Origin of the sequence: Actinospica durhamensis (genome assembly GCF_018139695.1) — a bacterium.
Classification (GTDB): domain Bacteria; phylum Actinomycetota; class Actinomycetes; order Streptomycetales; family Catenulisporaceae; genus Actinospica; species Actinospica durhamensis.
This window is the reverse complement of record NZ_JAGSOG010000226.1, coordinates 1-14,837: the sequence shown is the minus strand read 5'-3', so window position 1 is coordinate 14,837 and position 14,837 is coordinate 1. Positions and strand designations below refer to the sequence as shown.

The window sequence follows — 14,837 nt, the reverse complement described above, 5'->3', positions numbered from 1 at the left end:
AGAGACAGGCGGCGGGGGTACCGGCGGAGGCACGCCGGTGACTTCGACCTCGGCGACCTCGGGAACGAGCGCCTCGGCGAGCCCGAGCGGATCGGCGTCACCGTCGGCGTCGGCGAGCCCGTCGGGAGGCGGCGGCAGCCTGCTGATCAGCTTGCTGACTCTGGCCGACCTGACCTGTGACTACACGGAGGTCAGCGCTACGATCGACGTGACCTCGAACGGCCTGACCGCCGGGACGCTCACCTACTCCTGGTACTACGTGGACGTCACGGGCGCGCAGCACACGATCGGGACGCCAGGCACCGAGACCATACCTGCGGGCATCTTGACCATCCAGAGCTTCACCGAGTCGGAGAGCTTCGGACAGTACCTGGACGAGGACGGTTGGGGCATCGCCATCTCGACCAGCCCGGCCGCGGTCAAGGTGACGCTGAGCGCGCCGGATCCCATCTCACCGAGCGGGTGCCTGCCGAAATGAGCGACGACGAGACCGAACGCATCTCCGGCAACCCGGACCTCGAGGAGACCTACGTCCACTTCGGGCCGGGGGTGCCGATGGCCGTGCCCACCGATCGCGCGACGGCGATCTGGCGGGGCGCGGCGGAGCCGGAGGCCGGGACGTCCGGCTCCACGACGATGCCCCCGACGCAGCCGCGAGGCCAGCGGTGGGTGCTGCCGCTGACGGTGCTCATCCTCGTCATCGCGGTCGTGGCCTACTTCACGTGGGGCCGTTCCCCGGCGTCGATGTCGGTCACCGGTGTCAGCGTGCGTACCTCGTCGGCCACGGTGCCGTGCTCGGGGCAGGAGACGCTGACCGGGGTGATCGTGACGGACGGGGGCGCGGGCTCGGTGACCTACCAGTGGGTGCGCAGCGACGGCACCAAGTCCGCGGTGCTGCACCAGACGGTGAACTCGGGCGACAAGCTGGTGGACGTGACGCTGCTGTGGAGCTTCGAGGGCACCGGCTCGCTGCACGCCACGGCCGTGCTCAATGTCCTCGGGCCGGGCGCGGCGCGCAGCGGGTCGGCGTCGTTCGACTACAGCTGCTCGGGGTGATCGGGCCCGTATCCGAGGGCGAATACGCGCCGGAACGGCAGGAGCTGCACCGTCTTGCCGCCGAGTTCCCCGCCGAGCTCGGTCGTGGGATACGCCTCGGCCAGGGCCTCGCGGTATGCGTCGCAGAACTCGATGGCCGTCGGCGCGTCGGGGCCGCCGAGCTCGGTGAGCACGGGCCGTAGCGCGGTCGAGCTGACGAAGTCGAAGATGCCGTGTTCCCCCTCGATGACGTGCAGGTACGTCGTCTCCCACACCTCCGCGCGCAGGCCCGCCTTCGTCAGGGCGCGCAGGTAGTCCTCGGGTTCGGGGACGGCGGGACGCACCTCGAGGCCGCTCAGCTGTGCGGCCCACCGCGGCTCGCGCTGGAGGTCGCTGAGCAGCGTGTGGGTCGGCGAGTCGAAGTTGCCGGGCACACCGAGCGCGAACACGCCGCGTGGCGTGAGCAGGCCGGCCAGCTGCCCGAACAGCTCGAGGTGGCCGGGGACCCACTGCAGCGTCGCGTTGGTGATGACGAGGTCGACCGGGCCGCCCAGGTCGGCGGCGCTGACCTCGCGCAGGTCGCGCAGACGGAACTCCAGCTTGCCCGGCACGGCCCGGGGCCGAGCCGCCTCGATCATCTGCGGCGAGCTGTCCACACCGATGACGTGCGCGTCCGGCCAGAGCGTGGGCAGCAGGGCGGTGGTGTTGCCGGGGCCGCAGCCGAGGTCGACGACGGTGGCGGGGCTCCAGCCGGTGGCGGCATCGCCGGAGGTGGCCGAGGCCGGGCTCGGCGACGGCGGGGCGAGGCGGGCGAGCAGGTCGCGGTAGGCCTGTCCGCGCTGCCGCTCGAACCGGAGGTAGCGCTCGGGGTCCCAGGTCGTGTTCGTGGTGGTCATGAGGATGCGGCACTCCCGGCGACTCGAAATTTATCTCGACATCGAGATAGCTTGGCCGAGTTCTATCTTGATGTCAAGATAGATGGGCCGCTCGCGGCAGCATGCCACGCCGCCCCGGACGATCCCGCCGGGCCCGCTCACCAGCCGGAGAACGCGCGCTCGTTCGGGACGATCTCGGTGCCGAGCGGGAAGAGCGAGACCGGCACCAGCTTGAGGTTCGCCCAGGCGAACGGGATGCCGATGATGGTCACGGCCAGGGCGATGCTGGTGACGATGTGGCCGAGGGCCAGCCAGATTCCGGCCACCACCATCCAGATGCCGTTGCCGAGGCAGCTCGCGGCGCCGGCGTCCTCGCGGCGTACGGCGGTGCGGCCGAACGGCCAGATCACGAACGAGGCGATGCGCAGCGAGGCTATGCCGAACGGGATGGTGATGATCAGGATGAAACAGATGAGCGCGGCGATCCCGTACCCGATCGCGAGCCAAAGCCCGCACAGGAGGAACCACAGAACGTTCAGGATCAGGTTCAGGATCTCCTTCATACCTATCAGGTTGCCCGTCTGCGGCCACTCACGCCTCCGCAGCGCGATCGGGGCGGCCATGCGGCCAGGCCGGGAACGAGATCTACTCCATTCGGGGGACACGCGGCAGGATCTGGGCGCGGCGGACGGACGGCCGACGGACGCCTTGACGAATACACCGCCCGCGGGCACGCTCGGCTAGCCTGGACTCACTGCACGGATACGGGGCGTGGGGCAACCGTGGTCCGGTCGGGGGCAGTCGGCGGAATCGGCAGAATCGACGAGGTGGACACGGGACACGGGCACGACGACACGACGGCCGGGCTGGGGCCCTGTGCCGGACGTGCGCCATCGCGCGCCCGCGCGCCTGTGCCCGCGTACGGGGACGGTGGAGATGACGATGACGGACGCCGCGGGGCGGCCTGGGATTGAAGGCGGGGCCATGGCCGGGGCCTGGACCAGAGTCGGGGCCGCGTGCCACGCCTCGGGCGACGCGGACGCGCGCGCGTACGCGGTCGGGCCGGCGCGGACTCCGGCGCGTTCGGCGCCGGGGCCCGGCGTGCTCGCGCTGCGGATCTTCGGTCCGCTCACGCTGACGCGCGGCGGGCAGAGCCTGCCGCTGCGCTCGGACCGGCAACGCCGGCTGCTGGCTCTGCTCGCTCTACATCCGGGCCGCACCGTGTCGCACGAGGAGATCGTGCGCACGCTGTGGGAGCAGGGCGCACCGTGGCGGCCGCACGGGGCGCCGAACGCCGCGCAAGAGGCGATCCACGTCCACGTCACACGGCTGCGCGAGCTCGTCGGGACCGAGCTCGTCGCCGCGGAGCCGGGGGGCTATCGGCTCGTTGTGGAGGACGAGCAGCTGGATCTGCTGGGGTTCGAGGCCTTGGCCGCGCAGGGTTTCGCAGAGATCTCCGATCGGCCGGAGCTCGCGGTGGAGCTGCTCGGCAGAGCACTGGGTATCGCACGCGGCGCGGTGCTCGCGGACCTCGCCGACGTGTTCGCCACGCACCCGACGCTGGTCGCCGTGACGCAGCGGCGTATCGCGGTCGCCCTGGCCCACGCCGATTGCGCGGTACGCGTGGGTCGAGCCGGGCAGGCGGTGCCATATCTGCGAGCACTGCTGTCCGACGATCCGTCGCACGAGGGGCTGGCCACGCGGCTGGTCACCGCGCTGGCACGCTCAGGACAGCGCGACGCGGCGTTCGACCTCTACCTGAGGCAGCGCAGTCGGGAACCCGTCGCCGGCGACGAAGAGATATCCGAAGGCGACCGCGGGCTCGTCGTCGCGCGACCCCGCAGGCTCATACCGGCGCAGCTTCCGCCCGCTCCGCCGCACTCCCCCGGCCTGCGCGGTGCGCCCGGCATACCGCCCGGCCCCGGCGCGTCGGTATTCGTCGGCCGCGACCTGCGGCTGGAGCAGCTCGATCGCCACCTTCTGCGTAGTGCGCGGGCCACGCGCCTCGTCGTGCTCAGCGGCGTCGGCGGCAGTGGGAAAACGGAGTTGGCGGTGCGGTGGGGCAGGCGGTCCGCCTCATCCTTCCCCGACGGACAGCTCTTCCTCGATCTACAGGGTTCTTCGCACCTGCCCCCGGCACCGCCGACGGCCGCGCTCGACACGATGCTGCGGGCGCTCGGTGTGCCGGGCGACCGGATCCCGGGCCGGCTGGACGAGATGGCGGCGCTGTTCCGCGTTGAGACGGCCGATCGCAGGCTGCTGATCGTTCTTGACGACGCGCGCGACGCGGCTCAGGTCAGACCACTGATCTCTGGCTCACCCGGCAGCGCGGTCCTCGTCACCAGCCGCGCCCAGCTGCACGGCCTGGACCAGACGGACGGTCCGCGCCCGAGGTGGTTCACCACCGACGCCCTGAGGCTGAACCAGGCCGCCGAGCTGCTCATGCGGCTGCTCGGCACGACCTGCACCCCGGGCCAGGCACGTCGGCTGGCTCAAGCCTGCGGCTGCCTTCCGCTCGCGCTGCGGATCGCGGCCGCACACCTCGAGGGTCGCCCGATCAGCTTCGTCGAGTCTTACCTCGCCCGCCTCGAGACGGACGCGTGGCTGCGCGCACTGGACCTGCCCGATGACCCGGATCCCGCTGTACACGCGACGTTTCAGCTCTCCTATGACGCGCTCGACTCGCCCGAGCAGGAACTCTTCCGGCTGATCAGCCTGGTCCCGGGCGCCGACTTCAGCGCGGGTGCGGCCGCGGCGCTGGCCGGGATCGGCCTGGAGGAGGCCGAGCAGCGGCTGGCGCGTCTGGTCGCAACGCACCACCTGGTGGTGAGCCGCCCGCTCGAGCGCGACGGCGGCCGCCGGTACGCGCCGCCCAACCTGCTCCAGGCGTACGCGCGGCAGCGGGCGGTGGCGACCGGGATGGTCGAGGCCCCGGTGCATCGCCTCGCCGCGTGGTATCTCGCGGCGGTACGCGCCGCCGTCCGGGCCGCCTATCCGCACGCGCTGCGGCTGCCCGACGAGCCGTCCATCCCGGTACGCGGCAGCTTCGGCGACGCGGACACCGCGCAGGCCTGGCTCGACGCCGAGCATCGCAACATCCTGGCCGTGATCGACCAGGCCGCCGCGCACGGCGCGCCGGGTGAGGCGTGGCGGCTGGCGTTCCTCTACCAGCCCCACCTGACGGCACGTGGGCATGCTCGGGCGATGCTCGACGCGGGGACGACGGCGCTGTCCGCCGCCCACGAGTGCGAAGACAAATCCGGAGCCGAAGCCGGGACGAAGCTCGGTGAGGCCGCGTCCCGCCTCATCCTGGCCGCGGCGGCACGAGCCGTGGGCGATCTCGATGCCGCGGCCACCCACATACGTGGCGGTGTGGAACTGAGCACCGCTCTGGGTTGGGCTGGCGCACGGGCCGTGGCCCTCGACGAGCTCGGCCTCCTCGAGGTCCAAGCCGACAGGCCGCAGCACGCGGCGGCCCGGTTTCGCAGCAACCTCGCCATCATGCGCTCGGCCGGGAACAAGGACGGCGAGGCACGGGCGCTGACGAACCTGGGCCTGCTGTTCGTCGTCTCGGGACGACTGCGCGAGGGTGCCAGGCTGTTGCGCCGGGCGTTGCGTCTGCGCGCCCTCGTCGGTCCGCCCGGCGATGCGGTCCGCCTGCACGCGGGCCTCGGTGCGGCCTACCACGGCCTCGGCGAGCTGCAACGCGCGAACGAAGAGCTGCACGAGGCGGTTCGGATCGGCCGGGAGACCGGCGAGCGCTACTTCACCTGCCTCGCCACGGCCGGCTTGGTCGGCGTGGCCTGCGACCTCGACGACCACATGCAGGCGCGCGCGTATCTCGAGCGCACCTGGGAACTGGTCGAGACCGTCGGGTTGGCGAAGCCCGCTGCCTTCGCGGCGCTGCACGCGGGCCGGTTCGAGCTCGCCCAGGGCCGCGCGGTCGCGGCGCGGCGCTGGTATGACCGCGTTCTGTCTTACGGCGAGTCGGCCGGGGACGGCTATCACACGGCGCACGCGCTGATCGGCATCGCAGCGTGCGAGCGGGCCGAGGCACGGCCCGGCGCGGCGGTACGGGCGGGCGCGAGTGCGTTGCACTGCGCGGAGAAGTCCGGGTACCGCGTGCTGGCCGCCCGCGCGCGCCTGGAACTCGCGCAGGCGCACGCCGCGTTCGGCGACCGTGCCAGGGCCCTGGTTCACGCCCGGGCCGGTGCCGAACGGGCGCGCGCCTGCGAGTTCCACGCCGGTGTGCGCACGGCCGAGCAGTTGCTCGCGACACTCCACGCGAGGCGCAGCTGAGCCACGAGCACCCGCCTGACTCAGGGCGCGTCGGCCGCCACGACCAGGAAGTTGGGCAGGTGGACGTACGCCGCGAGGGTCGGGTCCGCCTCAGCCTCGGCCACAGCCGGATCCAGCCGCGGCTCGGCCATCTCGACGAACCGGCAGCCGAGCGCCGCCAGTTCGTTGAGATACGCCGAGACCGGCCGGTGGAAGTCCGAGGCGTCCGGCCCGGGCAGCTCGTACTCGGCGAGGTACTCGCCGGTCCGGTACTCGCCGTGTGCGTTCCAGGTGCGGTAGAGCTGCTCGAACGCCGGGTGGACCAGCGCGAACACGAACCGTCCGCCCGGGTTCAGGGTACTGACACACGCGCGCATGGCCGCGCGCCAGTCGGGGACCGCCATCAGGACCATGCTGCACACGACCGCGTCGAACCGGCCGAGGTCGGGCAGTACGGACAGATCCGCCTCCACGTACTCGACGCCCAGCGGCTCGGCCGCCTCCCGCTCGCGCGCGTAGCCGCACCTCGAGGCCGCCGGCTCCACCCCGACGACGTGCGCGCCGCGGCGGGCCAGGATGCGGGCGAAGTAGCCGTTGCCGCACCCGGCGTCGAGCACCCGCCGCCCGTCCACGTCCCCGAGCAGCCGCAAGAGGTGCGGATTCGCCAGATGTCGCTTGACGAAGTCTCCGTCCTCGGCCGTGGCGAAGGGTTTGGGGGGGTCGAAGGAGGCGTCCCAGCGGGCGATCGCCTCGGCGTTGGTCCAGTCGCGTGCTCTCAGGGGGCTGTTGTTCATACGGTCAGAATTTCATATCGAAGCGCATCTCATCTGTCTCGATTCCCCACTGCCGCACCGGCTCGCTCGAGGTGAGTTCGAACCCGGCCTCGCGGTAGAGCGCGTGCGCGGTGTGCAGCGGCGCGATCGTGGTGAGGAAGACGCCGGGGAAGCCGCGTTCGCGTGCGTAGTCCATGGCCGTGCGCACCAGGGCGCGGCCCACGCCGAACCCGCGCAGCGCGGCGTCGAGCAGCAGCCAGCGCAGCCGGCCGAGCCCGTCCTCCTCGAGCATCGTGATGGCGCCGAGGATGCGGCCTGCGTGCTCGACCACCCACATCTCCCCGACCTCGGGGCCGCGCTCGAACCGCTCGCGGGCGAAACGCATGATGCCCTCGCCGCAGTAGATCTCCATCGACTGGTCCATCGCGTATTCGCTCCAGTACAGCCGGCCGTGCAGCGCGATCACGTCGCCGAGGTCGCCCGGCTCCGTCGCGAGCCGGATGACGGGGCGCTCCCCCTCCCCCGCCGCCGTCGCAGTCCCCGTGGTCACGTCCTGTTCCACCGTCTCGGTCACGGCCGCTCACTCCCGTCGCCGTCGTCCTGCTACTGAAACGATCGTTTCAGTACCCTCGATAGGCCAAGATAGCGGCTATGAGCACCCCAACGGAAGCCCCCGCCTCCTCGCCGCGCCGGGCGGAACTGCTCGAACGGACCCTCGAGTACGCGGCGCGCACGAGCCTGTCCGAGCTCTCGCTGCGTCCCCTCGCGGCCGAGATCGGCTCGAGTCCACGGGTGCTGATCTACCTGTTCGGGTCCAAGGAGGGCCTGCTGCGCGAGGTGCTCGCGGCCTCGCGCGCGCAGCAGCTCGCGGTGGTGCAGGCGGCGTTGGCCGAGGAGGCGTCGCCGCGCGAGGCGATCAGGCGGCTGTGGGAGTGGATGTGCGATCCCGAACACCGCGGACTGGCCCGGCTGTTCATGGAGGCCTACAGCCGCTCGCTCGGCGGGGGCGAGCCGTGGGTGGGCTTCGCCGCGGACTCGGTGCACGACTGGCTGCCCGCGCTGCGCCGGATGCACGCGGCCCCCGGCGCGCCCGCCCCCACCGACGCCCAGGTCACGGTGACCCTCGCCGTGCTGCGCGGCCTTCTTTACGACCTGCTCTCGGGGGCGGGCGAGGAGCGGGTGATCGCCGCGATGGACTTCTACCTGGAGACGACCTTCGGGCCGCGATCAGGGCACTGACCCCGATCGCGGCCCGAAGGTGGTTGAGCTACCTCAGCTGGCCTTGGACACCGAGGACATGTTGAAGTCCGCGATCCGCAGCGCGGGCATGGCAGCCCTTGTGAAGTAATCGTTCCATTCACGGGGCAGGGTGCCCTCGGTGGCGCCGGCCGCGGTGATGCGGTTGAGGATGTCCACCGGGGACTCGTTAAACCGGAAGTTGTTCACCACGCCGGTCACCTCGCCGCCCTCGACCTGGTACACGCCGTCCCGGGTCAGACCCGTCAGCAGCAGCGACTGCGGGTCCACCTCGCGGATGTACCACAGGCAGGTCAGCAGCAGGCCGTGCTCGGTGGACCGGGTCAGGTCCTCGAGGCCGCCGCTGCCGCCCGCGTCGAGCAGCAGGTTGTCGATCGGCGCGGACACCGCGAGCCCGGTCTCCTCGGCCGACTGACGGGTGGTCAGCAGGTGCTCGAGCACGCCGTCGCGGATCCAGTCCGTGCTGGTCAGGGCCAGGCCGTTGTCGAACACCGAGCTCTGCGCGTCGGAGCTGGTGGCGGTGACGAAGGGCGCGCACTCGATCCCGGCGGCGGTCGGATCCGACCACAGCCGCACGCCCGGACCGCCGATCCGCTGGCCCACCTTGGTGCCCGAGGGCGTGCCCGCCGCGGAGAAGACGGTGCGCCCGTCCGCCGCGTCCCTGGCCGCCGCGGTCCAGTACAGGTAGATCATCAGGTCGGCCACGGCCGTGGCGGGCAGCACCGTCTCGTAGCGGCCGGCCGGCAGGTCGATCCTGCGCTTCTGCCAGTCCAGCCGCTGCCCGAGCTGCGCGCCCAGCGCCAGCACGTCCACGTCGGCGAAGTCGCGGGTGGGCACCCCGCCCCAGGCCGAGCGCACGAAGTCCGGGCTCTTCGCGTTCAGCTCGAGCTTGCCGGTCGGCTGGTCGTGGCGCAGCCGCAGGCCCGTGCTCGAGGCCAGATACGTCGAGACCACCGTGTGCTCGGCGAAGCCGAACAGCAGCTGCCCGGCCGAGCGCGCCGCGTCGAAGGCCTCGCCGAGGGCCGGGGCGAGCCCGGCGAAGACCTCGATGTCGGTCCCGGCGGGCCCCTCCTCCCAGCGCGAGCCCCGCGCGGCGGCCGCGTCACCCGGCGCCAGCAGCGCCCGGGCGTCCGGCGCGGGACCGGCGTCGCCGGCCGCCTTCTCGCTCGCGCGCACCAGCGCCTCGATCGTCTCCTCGTCGATCCCGGCCTGGGTCACCGCGGCGGCCGCGGTGCCGGTGGCGCCGGCGACGGTGGAGATCACCGTGACCCGGCGGTCGGCGGCCACCCCGTTCGTCGTCAGGGTGTTGTTGGCCCAGCGCAGGTTGGCCGTGGAGGTCTCCTCGACCAGGACCACCGCGCCCTGCGCCCGAGAGTGTCCGAGCGCCCGCTCGGCCAGCTGTTGGGGGGAAACCTGCCCGGTCACTTGCCCGCCTCCTGCACCGTGTTGAGAATCCTGACCCCGCGGAAGAGCGCCGAGGGGCAGCCGTGCGAAACCGGCGCCACCTGTCCCGGCTGGCCCTTGCCGCAGTTGAACGCGCCGCCCAGGACGTAGGTCTCCGGACCGCCCACCGCCTCCATCGATCCCCAGAAGTCGGTGGTCGTGGCCTGATAGGCGAAGTCCTTGACCTGCCCGGCCAGCTTGCCGTCCTTGATCCGGAAGGCGCGCTGCCCGGTGAACTGGAAGTTGTAGCGCTGCATGTCGATCGACCAGGACTTGTCGCCCAGGATGTAGAGCCCGTCCTTGACCTGCGCGATCAGCTCCGCAGTGGAGGGCCCGTCCGCGGCCGGCTGGAGCGAGACGTTCGCCATCCGCTGGATCGGGGCGTGGCCGGGCGAGTCGGCGAAGGCGCAGCCGTTGGAGCGGCCCTCGTTGAGCCCCTTGAGCTGGGCGATGCGCCGGTCGAGCTGATAGCCGGTCAGTATCCCGCCGGTGATCAGGTCCCACTGCTGCGTCTCGACGCCCTCGTCGTCGAAGCCGACCGTGGACAGGCCGTGCTCGACCGTGCGGTCCCCGGTCACGCGCATCACCGGCGAGCCGTACTTGAGCGTGTCGAGCTTGTCCAGGGTGGCGAAGGAGGTGCCGGCGTACGCGGCCTCGTAGCCCAGTGCCCGGTCGAGCTCGGTGGCGTGCCCGATCGACTCGTGGATGGTCAGCCACAGGTTCGACGGGTCGACCACGACGTCGTACACGCCGGCCTCGATCGAGGGCGCGGCCAGCTTCTCGGCCAGCAGCGCCGGCAGCGCGGCCAGCTCCGCGTCCCAGTCCCAGCCCACCCCGCGCATGAACTCCCAGCCGCGCCCCACCGGCGGAGCCAGGGTGCGCATGGTCTCGAAGGCGCCGGTGGACTCGTCCACGGCCACCGCCTCGAGCGCGGCGTGCAGCCGGACGCGCTGCTGCGTGGTCACCGTGCCGTGCGTGTCGGCGTAGAACTTGTTCTCCTTGACCGCGTAGACGAACGCGTCCACGTGCGCCACCGCGTCCGCCGCGAGCAGCCGCCGCGACCAGTCCGTCAGCAGGCCGATCTTCTCGGTGTCCGGAACCTCGAACGGGTCGAGTTCGTAGGAGGAGATCCAGGTCCGCTCACCGTGCGAGGGCTCCGGCGCGAGGATCACCGGCTCCTGATTCACCGGGGCGGAGACCTCTGCCACCCGTACCGCCTGCTCCACGAGGCGGACCGCGGCCTCGGGCGTCTGCACGGTGCCGGCGGCGAACCCCCAGGTGCCGCGGTGCACGACGCGGACCGCGAGACCGGAGTCGACGGTCTCGTTGACTCCGTCGAGCTCCGCGTCCCGCAGGCGGATGGACTGTTGGCGGATGCGCTCAGACCGCAGGTCGGCGTGGTCGACGCCGAGCTCGCGCGCCCGGTCCAGGGCGGCTTGGGCGAGCTCCCGCAGCGGCAGCGCGGCAAAGGTCGGATCAAGACTTGGCATAGGACCGACCGTACTACCTGCCCCCTACATTTGGGGAGTACTTGACTTGCACGGGTGACGGCTGGTGAGATCAGGGCCCGTCAGCGGGTTCCGCGGGCCTCAGCGGCCGCCGGGAGTCGCGTCCGGGTCGGGTCCGGCGGCGGCCTCCGCGGCGCTGTAGATGTCCGGCTCGAGGTAGATCACCCGCGCTATCGGCTCGGCCGCGCGCACCCGCTTCTCGGCCGCGTTGATGGCCTCGGCCACGCCCGCCGCGGTCAGCTCGGGACGCACCGCGATCTTCGCCGCCACCAGGAGTTCCTCAGGGCCCAGATGCAGCGTCCTCATGTGGATCACCCGGGTCACCTTCACCCCGTCCACCAGCGCGGTGCGGATCCCGGCCACCACGGCGGGCGAGGCGGCCTCGCCGAGCAGCAGCGACTTGGTCTCGACCGCGAGCACCAGCGCGATGCACACCAGCAGCGAGCCGATCGCGAGCGTGCCCACGCCGTCCCACACCCCGTTGCCCGTGGCCACCGACAGCCCCACCCCGGCCATCGCGAAGACCAGGCCGATCAGCGCGCCGAAGTCCTCGAACAGCACCACCGGCAGCTCCGGTGCCTTCGCCGTGCGCACGAACGAGACCCAGCTCTGCTTGCCCTTGCTGTGCCGCGACTCGCCCACGGCTGTACGGAAGGAGTAGCCCTCGGCGATTATCGCGAACAGCAGCACGCCCACCGGCCACGCCCAGTCGTCCAGCTTGTGCGGGTGCACGACCTTGTCATAGCCCTCATAGAGCGCGAACACACCGCCGATGGTGAACAGCACGATCGAGACGAGGAAGCCGAAGACGTAGCGCTCGCGCCCGTACCCGAAGGGGTGCTCCTCGTCCGCCACGCGACGGGACTTGCGACCGCCCACCAGCAACAGGATCTGGTTGCCGGAGTCCGCCACCGAGTGCACGCCCTCGGCGAGCATCGACGAGGATCCGGACACGGCGAACGCGACGAACTTGGACGCGGCGATGGCGAGATTCGCGCTGAGGGCGGCCACAACCGCCTTACTGCCTCCTGAGGTACTCACCGCACCGGATCATAAGGGATTCCACGCCCCGTCAGCCCCGTCGCCCATCCCTTGGCACGACGATCCCCCCGCGCGCCGCGGTGAGCGGCCCACGGGGGGATCGGTCGGGTACTGCGTGTTTCGGTTCTCCCGCTACGCGTGCACGGCCGGGGTCGCGTTCGGGTCGGCCGGGTCCGGCTTGCCCGCCCGCAGGATCAGACCGCAGACGACCGCGCCGACGGCGAAGATGGCCGCGGCCCACCAGAACGCCACGACGTAGCTGTGGATCGCGGCGTTCGCCTGCACGAGCTCGGTCGCCTTGGCCGCGCCGCCGTGGCCGACCAGGTACGAGCTCGCGGCCGAGGCGGCCAGCGAGTTGAGCAGAGCCGTGCCGATCGAGCCGCCGATCTGCTGGCTGGTGTTCACCGCGGCCGAGGCGACACCCGCGTCGCGGTCCTCCACACCGGAGGTCGCCGCGTTCATCGCCGGGGCGAAGATCGCGCCCATGCCGAGGCCGACCAGCAGCAGCGGGCCGAGGATGTCCGCCGCGTACGTGCTCGACAGGCCGATGCCGGTGAGCCAGACCATGCCGCCGCCGCCCACCAGCATGCCGCCGAACACCAGGATCTTGGCGCCGAACCGGGGGTAGAGCTGCGTGGTGCAGACCGTGGCCGTGGCCATCAGCACGCCGACCATCGGCAGGAACGCCAGGCCGGTCATGACCGGCGAGTACCGCAGGATCGACTGCAGGTAGTAGTTCAGGAAGAGGAAGACCCCGAACATGCCGATGCCGGTGATGAACATCGCCAGGTAGGAGCCGCCGCGGTTGCGCTCGAGGATGACGCGCATCGGAAGCAGCGGGTGCGCGGCGCGGGTCTGCCAGAACACGAACGCGACGATCAGCAGCACGCCGACGAGCAGCAGGCCCCACGTGCCCGGCGAGCTCCACGCGTGCGACTCGGCGTTGGAGAAGCCGTAGACGATGCCGAACAGGCCGAGCGAGACCAGCACCGTACCGAGGATGTCCAGCTTGGGCCGGTCCGTGGTCTTCGCCTGCCGCGGGATCAGCGCGGCCGCGCCCGCGATCGCCACGACGCTGATGGCGACGTTGACGAACAGCGTCCAGCGCCAGTTGAGGTACTCGGTGAGCACGCCGCCGAGCAGCATGCCGATCGCGGCGCCGGAACCGGCGATGCCGCCGAACACGGCGAACGCGGTGGCGCGCTCCTTGGCCTCGGTGAACGTGGTGCTCAGCAGCGACAGCGCGGCCGGGGCCAGCATCGCGCCGGCCACACCCTGCAGGGCGCGCGCGGTGACCAGGACGTCGAAGTTGGGCGCGGCGCCGCCGAGCGCGGAGGCCACGGCGAAGCCGACCAGCCCGATCAGGAACATCAGCCGCCGCCCGACCAGGTCGGACACCCGCCCGAACAGCAGCAGCAGGCTGCCGAAGGCGAGCGAGTAGGCGGTGACGATCCACTGCCGGGCGCCGTCGGAGAAGTGCAGCGACTTCTGCGCGTCCGGCAGGGCGATGTTCACGATCGTGACGTCGAGCACGATCATCAGCTGGGCCAAGCCGATGACGGCCAGGATCAACCAGCGTTGCGCGTGATGGGGGTTCTCATGGGCGGGTGCGCCCGCCTCGCCCTGGGTGGTGGGCGTCTGCGTTTGGGCCATGGCTGGGTTCCCCTGGATCTGGAGGACATCGTTCCGGTTTCACGGCAGCGTACCATGGAACCGGAGGTGTACCCTCCGCTTGAGCGGAGCGACACCACCGGCCACGCGTAGTGACCTGCGGTTGTGGCTCCGGCGTCGCCAAGACGTCATCCGGGCGCCATGGAGGCGTGGCGTGGAGCGACGCGTGGAAGCGCTGGCGCGAAAGTGGTGCAAGTGGTGCATGGAGGCGGTGGCGCGGAAGCGGTGCGTGGAGGCGCCGCGCGGAGGCCAGGCAGCACAAGACCCCCCGCCGCCCACCGTCCGCCACTGTCCGCCAACCCTCCGACCACGCGCTCCACCGGAACGTCCACTGGAACACCGTGCCGAAGAAGGTAGGCTGCAACGCGATGAATCAGGGATACGCGACAACGAGGACGCGGCCCCTGCGCCGGGACGCCGAGCGCAACCGCCTGCTCATCCTGCGCGCGGCGCGGACCGTGTTCGCCCAGCGCGGCTTCGAGGCCACCCTCGACGAGGTGGCCCGCGAGGCAGGCCTGGGCGTCGGCACGGTCTACCGCAGGTTCCCCAACCGCGACGCGCTCATCGACGCCCTGTTCGAGGACGGCCTGCAGGAGATCGTGCGCATCGTCGAACAGGCGCAGGCCGCGCCGAGGGCCTGGGACGGCCTACGCCACTTCATGACCTCGGTACTCGAGATGCAGACCGCCGACCGCGGCCTACGCGACGTGATGCTCTCCCGCCGCGCCCCCCACGAGGGCCACGACGTGATCGCCGACCACCTCAAGCCCCCGCTCGACAGCCTCGTCCGCCGCGCCCAGCAAGAGGGCGACCTGCGCGAAGACCTCACCGCCACCGACATCGGCGTCCTGGAAGTAGCCGTCCTCGGCGCCGCCGAATTCACCGCCCAAGCCGCCCCCGGCGTCTGGCACCGCTACCTCGCCATCGTCCTAGACGGCATGCGCGCCCCCCACGAC

Annotated in this window: 13 protein-coding genes; 5 read left to right on the top strand and 8 right to left on the bottom strand. The window is 71.6% G+C overall.

Features of this window, described 5'->3' with window-relative positions:
- On the top strand, window positions 1-478 hold a 478-nt coding region (locus tag KDL01_RS30970), incomplete at its 5' end, for a hypothetical protein (protein WP_212532208.1).
- Complete coding sequence (locus KDL01_RS30965) at window positions 475-1,056, top strand: hypothetical protein (RefSeq protein ID WP_212532207.1); 582 nt, start codon at window positions 475-477, stop codon at window positions 1,054-1,056. The genes KDL01_RS30970 and KDL01_RS30965, both read left to right, overlap by 4 nt.
- On the opposite strand, the gene KDL01_RS30960 is transcribed toward KDL01_RS30965, so the two are convergent.
- A complete protein-coding gene (locus tag KDL01_RS30960; protein ID WP_212532206.1) occupies window positions 1,038-1,931 on the bottom strand; it encodes a methyltransferase domain-containing protein in 894 nt (297 codons plus the stop codon). The genes KDL01_RS30965 and KDL01_RS30960 overlap by 19 nt on opposite strands.
- A gap of 137 nt (window positions 1,932-2,068) precedes the next feature.
- Complete coding sequence (locus tag KDL01_RS30955) at window positions 2,069-2,473, bottom strand: YccF domain-containing protein (RefSeq protein WP_246577248.1); 405 nt, start codon at window positions 2,471-2,473, stop codon at window positions 2,069-2,071.
- A 421-nt stretch (window positions 2,474-2,894) separates the two neighbouring features.
- Between KDL01_RS30955 and KDL01_RS30950 the strand changes: the two genes are divergently transcribed.
- Entirely contained in the window at window positions 2,895-6,209 is a 3,315-nt protein-coding gene (locus tag KDL01_RS30950) for an AfsR/SARP family transcriptional regulator (protein WP_212532205.1), read from the top strand.
- Window positions 6,210-6,229: 20 nt separating this feature from the next.
- On the opposite strand, the gene KDL01_RS30945 is transcribed toward KDL01_RS30950, so the two are convergent.
- Entirely contained in the window at window positions 6,230-6,982 is a 753-nt protein-coding gene (locus KDL01_RS30945; RefSeq protein ID WP_212532204.1) for a class I SAM-dependent methyltransferase, read from the bottom strand.
- Window positions 6,983-6,986: 4 nt separating this feature from the next.
- Window positions 6,987-7,535, bottom strand: a complete 549-nt coding sequence (locus KDL01_RS30940) for a GNAT family N-acetyltransferase (protein WP_212532203.1) — start codon at window positions 7,533-7,535, stop codon at window positions 6,987-6,989.
- Between the two features lie 77 nt (window positions 7,536-7,612).
- On the opposite strand from KDL01_RS30940, the gene KDL01_RS30935 reads away from it, so the two are divergent.
- Window positions 7,613-8,200, top strand: a complete 588-nt coding sequence (locus KDL01_RS30935) for a TetR/AcrR family transcriptional regulator (protein ID WP_212532202.1) — start codon at window positions 7,613-7,615, stop codon at window positions 8,198-8,200.
- Window positions 8,201-8,233: 33 nt separating this feature from the next.
- Here KDL01_RS30935 and KDL01_RS30930 read toward each other — a convergent pair whose 3' ends face one another.
- From KDL01_RS30930 to KDL01_RS30915, 4 genes are all read right to left on the bottom strand, one after another.
- Window positions 8,234-9,643: a metallopeptidase TldD-related protein gene (locus KDL01_RS30930; RefSeq protein ID WP_212532201.1), complete on the bottom strand. Its 1,410-nt coding sequence runs from the start codon at window positions 9,641-9,643 to the stop codon at window positions 8,234-8,236.
- Entirely contained in the window at window positions 9,640-11,151 is a 1,512-nt protein-coding gene (locus KDL01_RS30925) for a TldD/PmbA family protein (protein ID WP_212532200.1), read from the bottom strand. The genes KDL01_RS30930 and KDL01_RS30925 overlap by 4 nt, the downstream gene beginning before the upstream one ends.
- A gap of 99 nt (window positions 11,152-11,250) precedes the next feature.
- Window positions 11,251-12,210, bottom strand: a complete 960-nt coding sequence (locus tag KDL01_RS30920) for a cation diffusion facilitator family transporter (protein WP_212532199.1) — start codon at window positions 12,208-12,210, stop codon at window positions 11,251-11,253.
- A 132-nt stretch (window positions 12,211-12,342) separates the two neighbouring features.
- Window positions 12,343-13,863: an MFS transporter gene (locus tag KDL01_RS30915; RefSeq protein ID WP_212532198.1), complete on the bottom strand. Its 1,521-nt coding sequence runs from the start codon at window positions 13,861-13,863 to the stop codon at window positions 12,343-12,345.
- Between the two features lie 386 nt (window positions 13,864-14,249).
- Here KDL01_RS30915 and KDL01_RS30910 point away from each other — a divergent pair.
- The coding region (locus tag KDL01_RS30910) for a TetR/AcrR family transcriptional regulator (protein WP_212532197.1) at window positions 14,250-14,837 on the top strand (588 nt) is incomplete at its 3' end.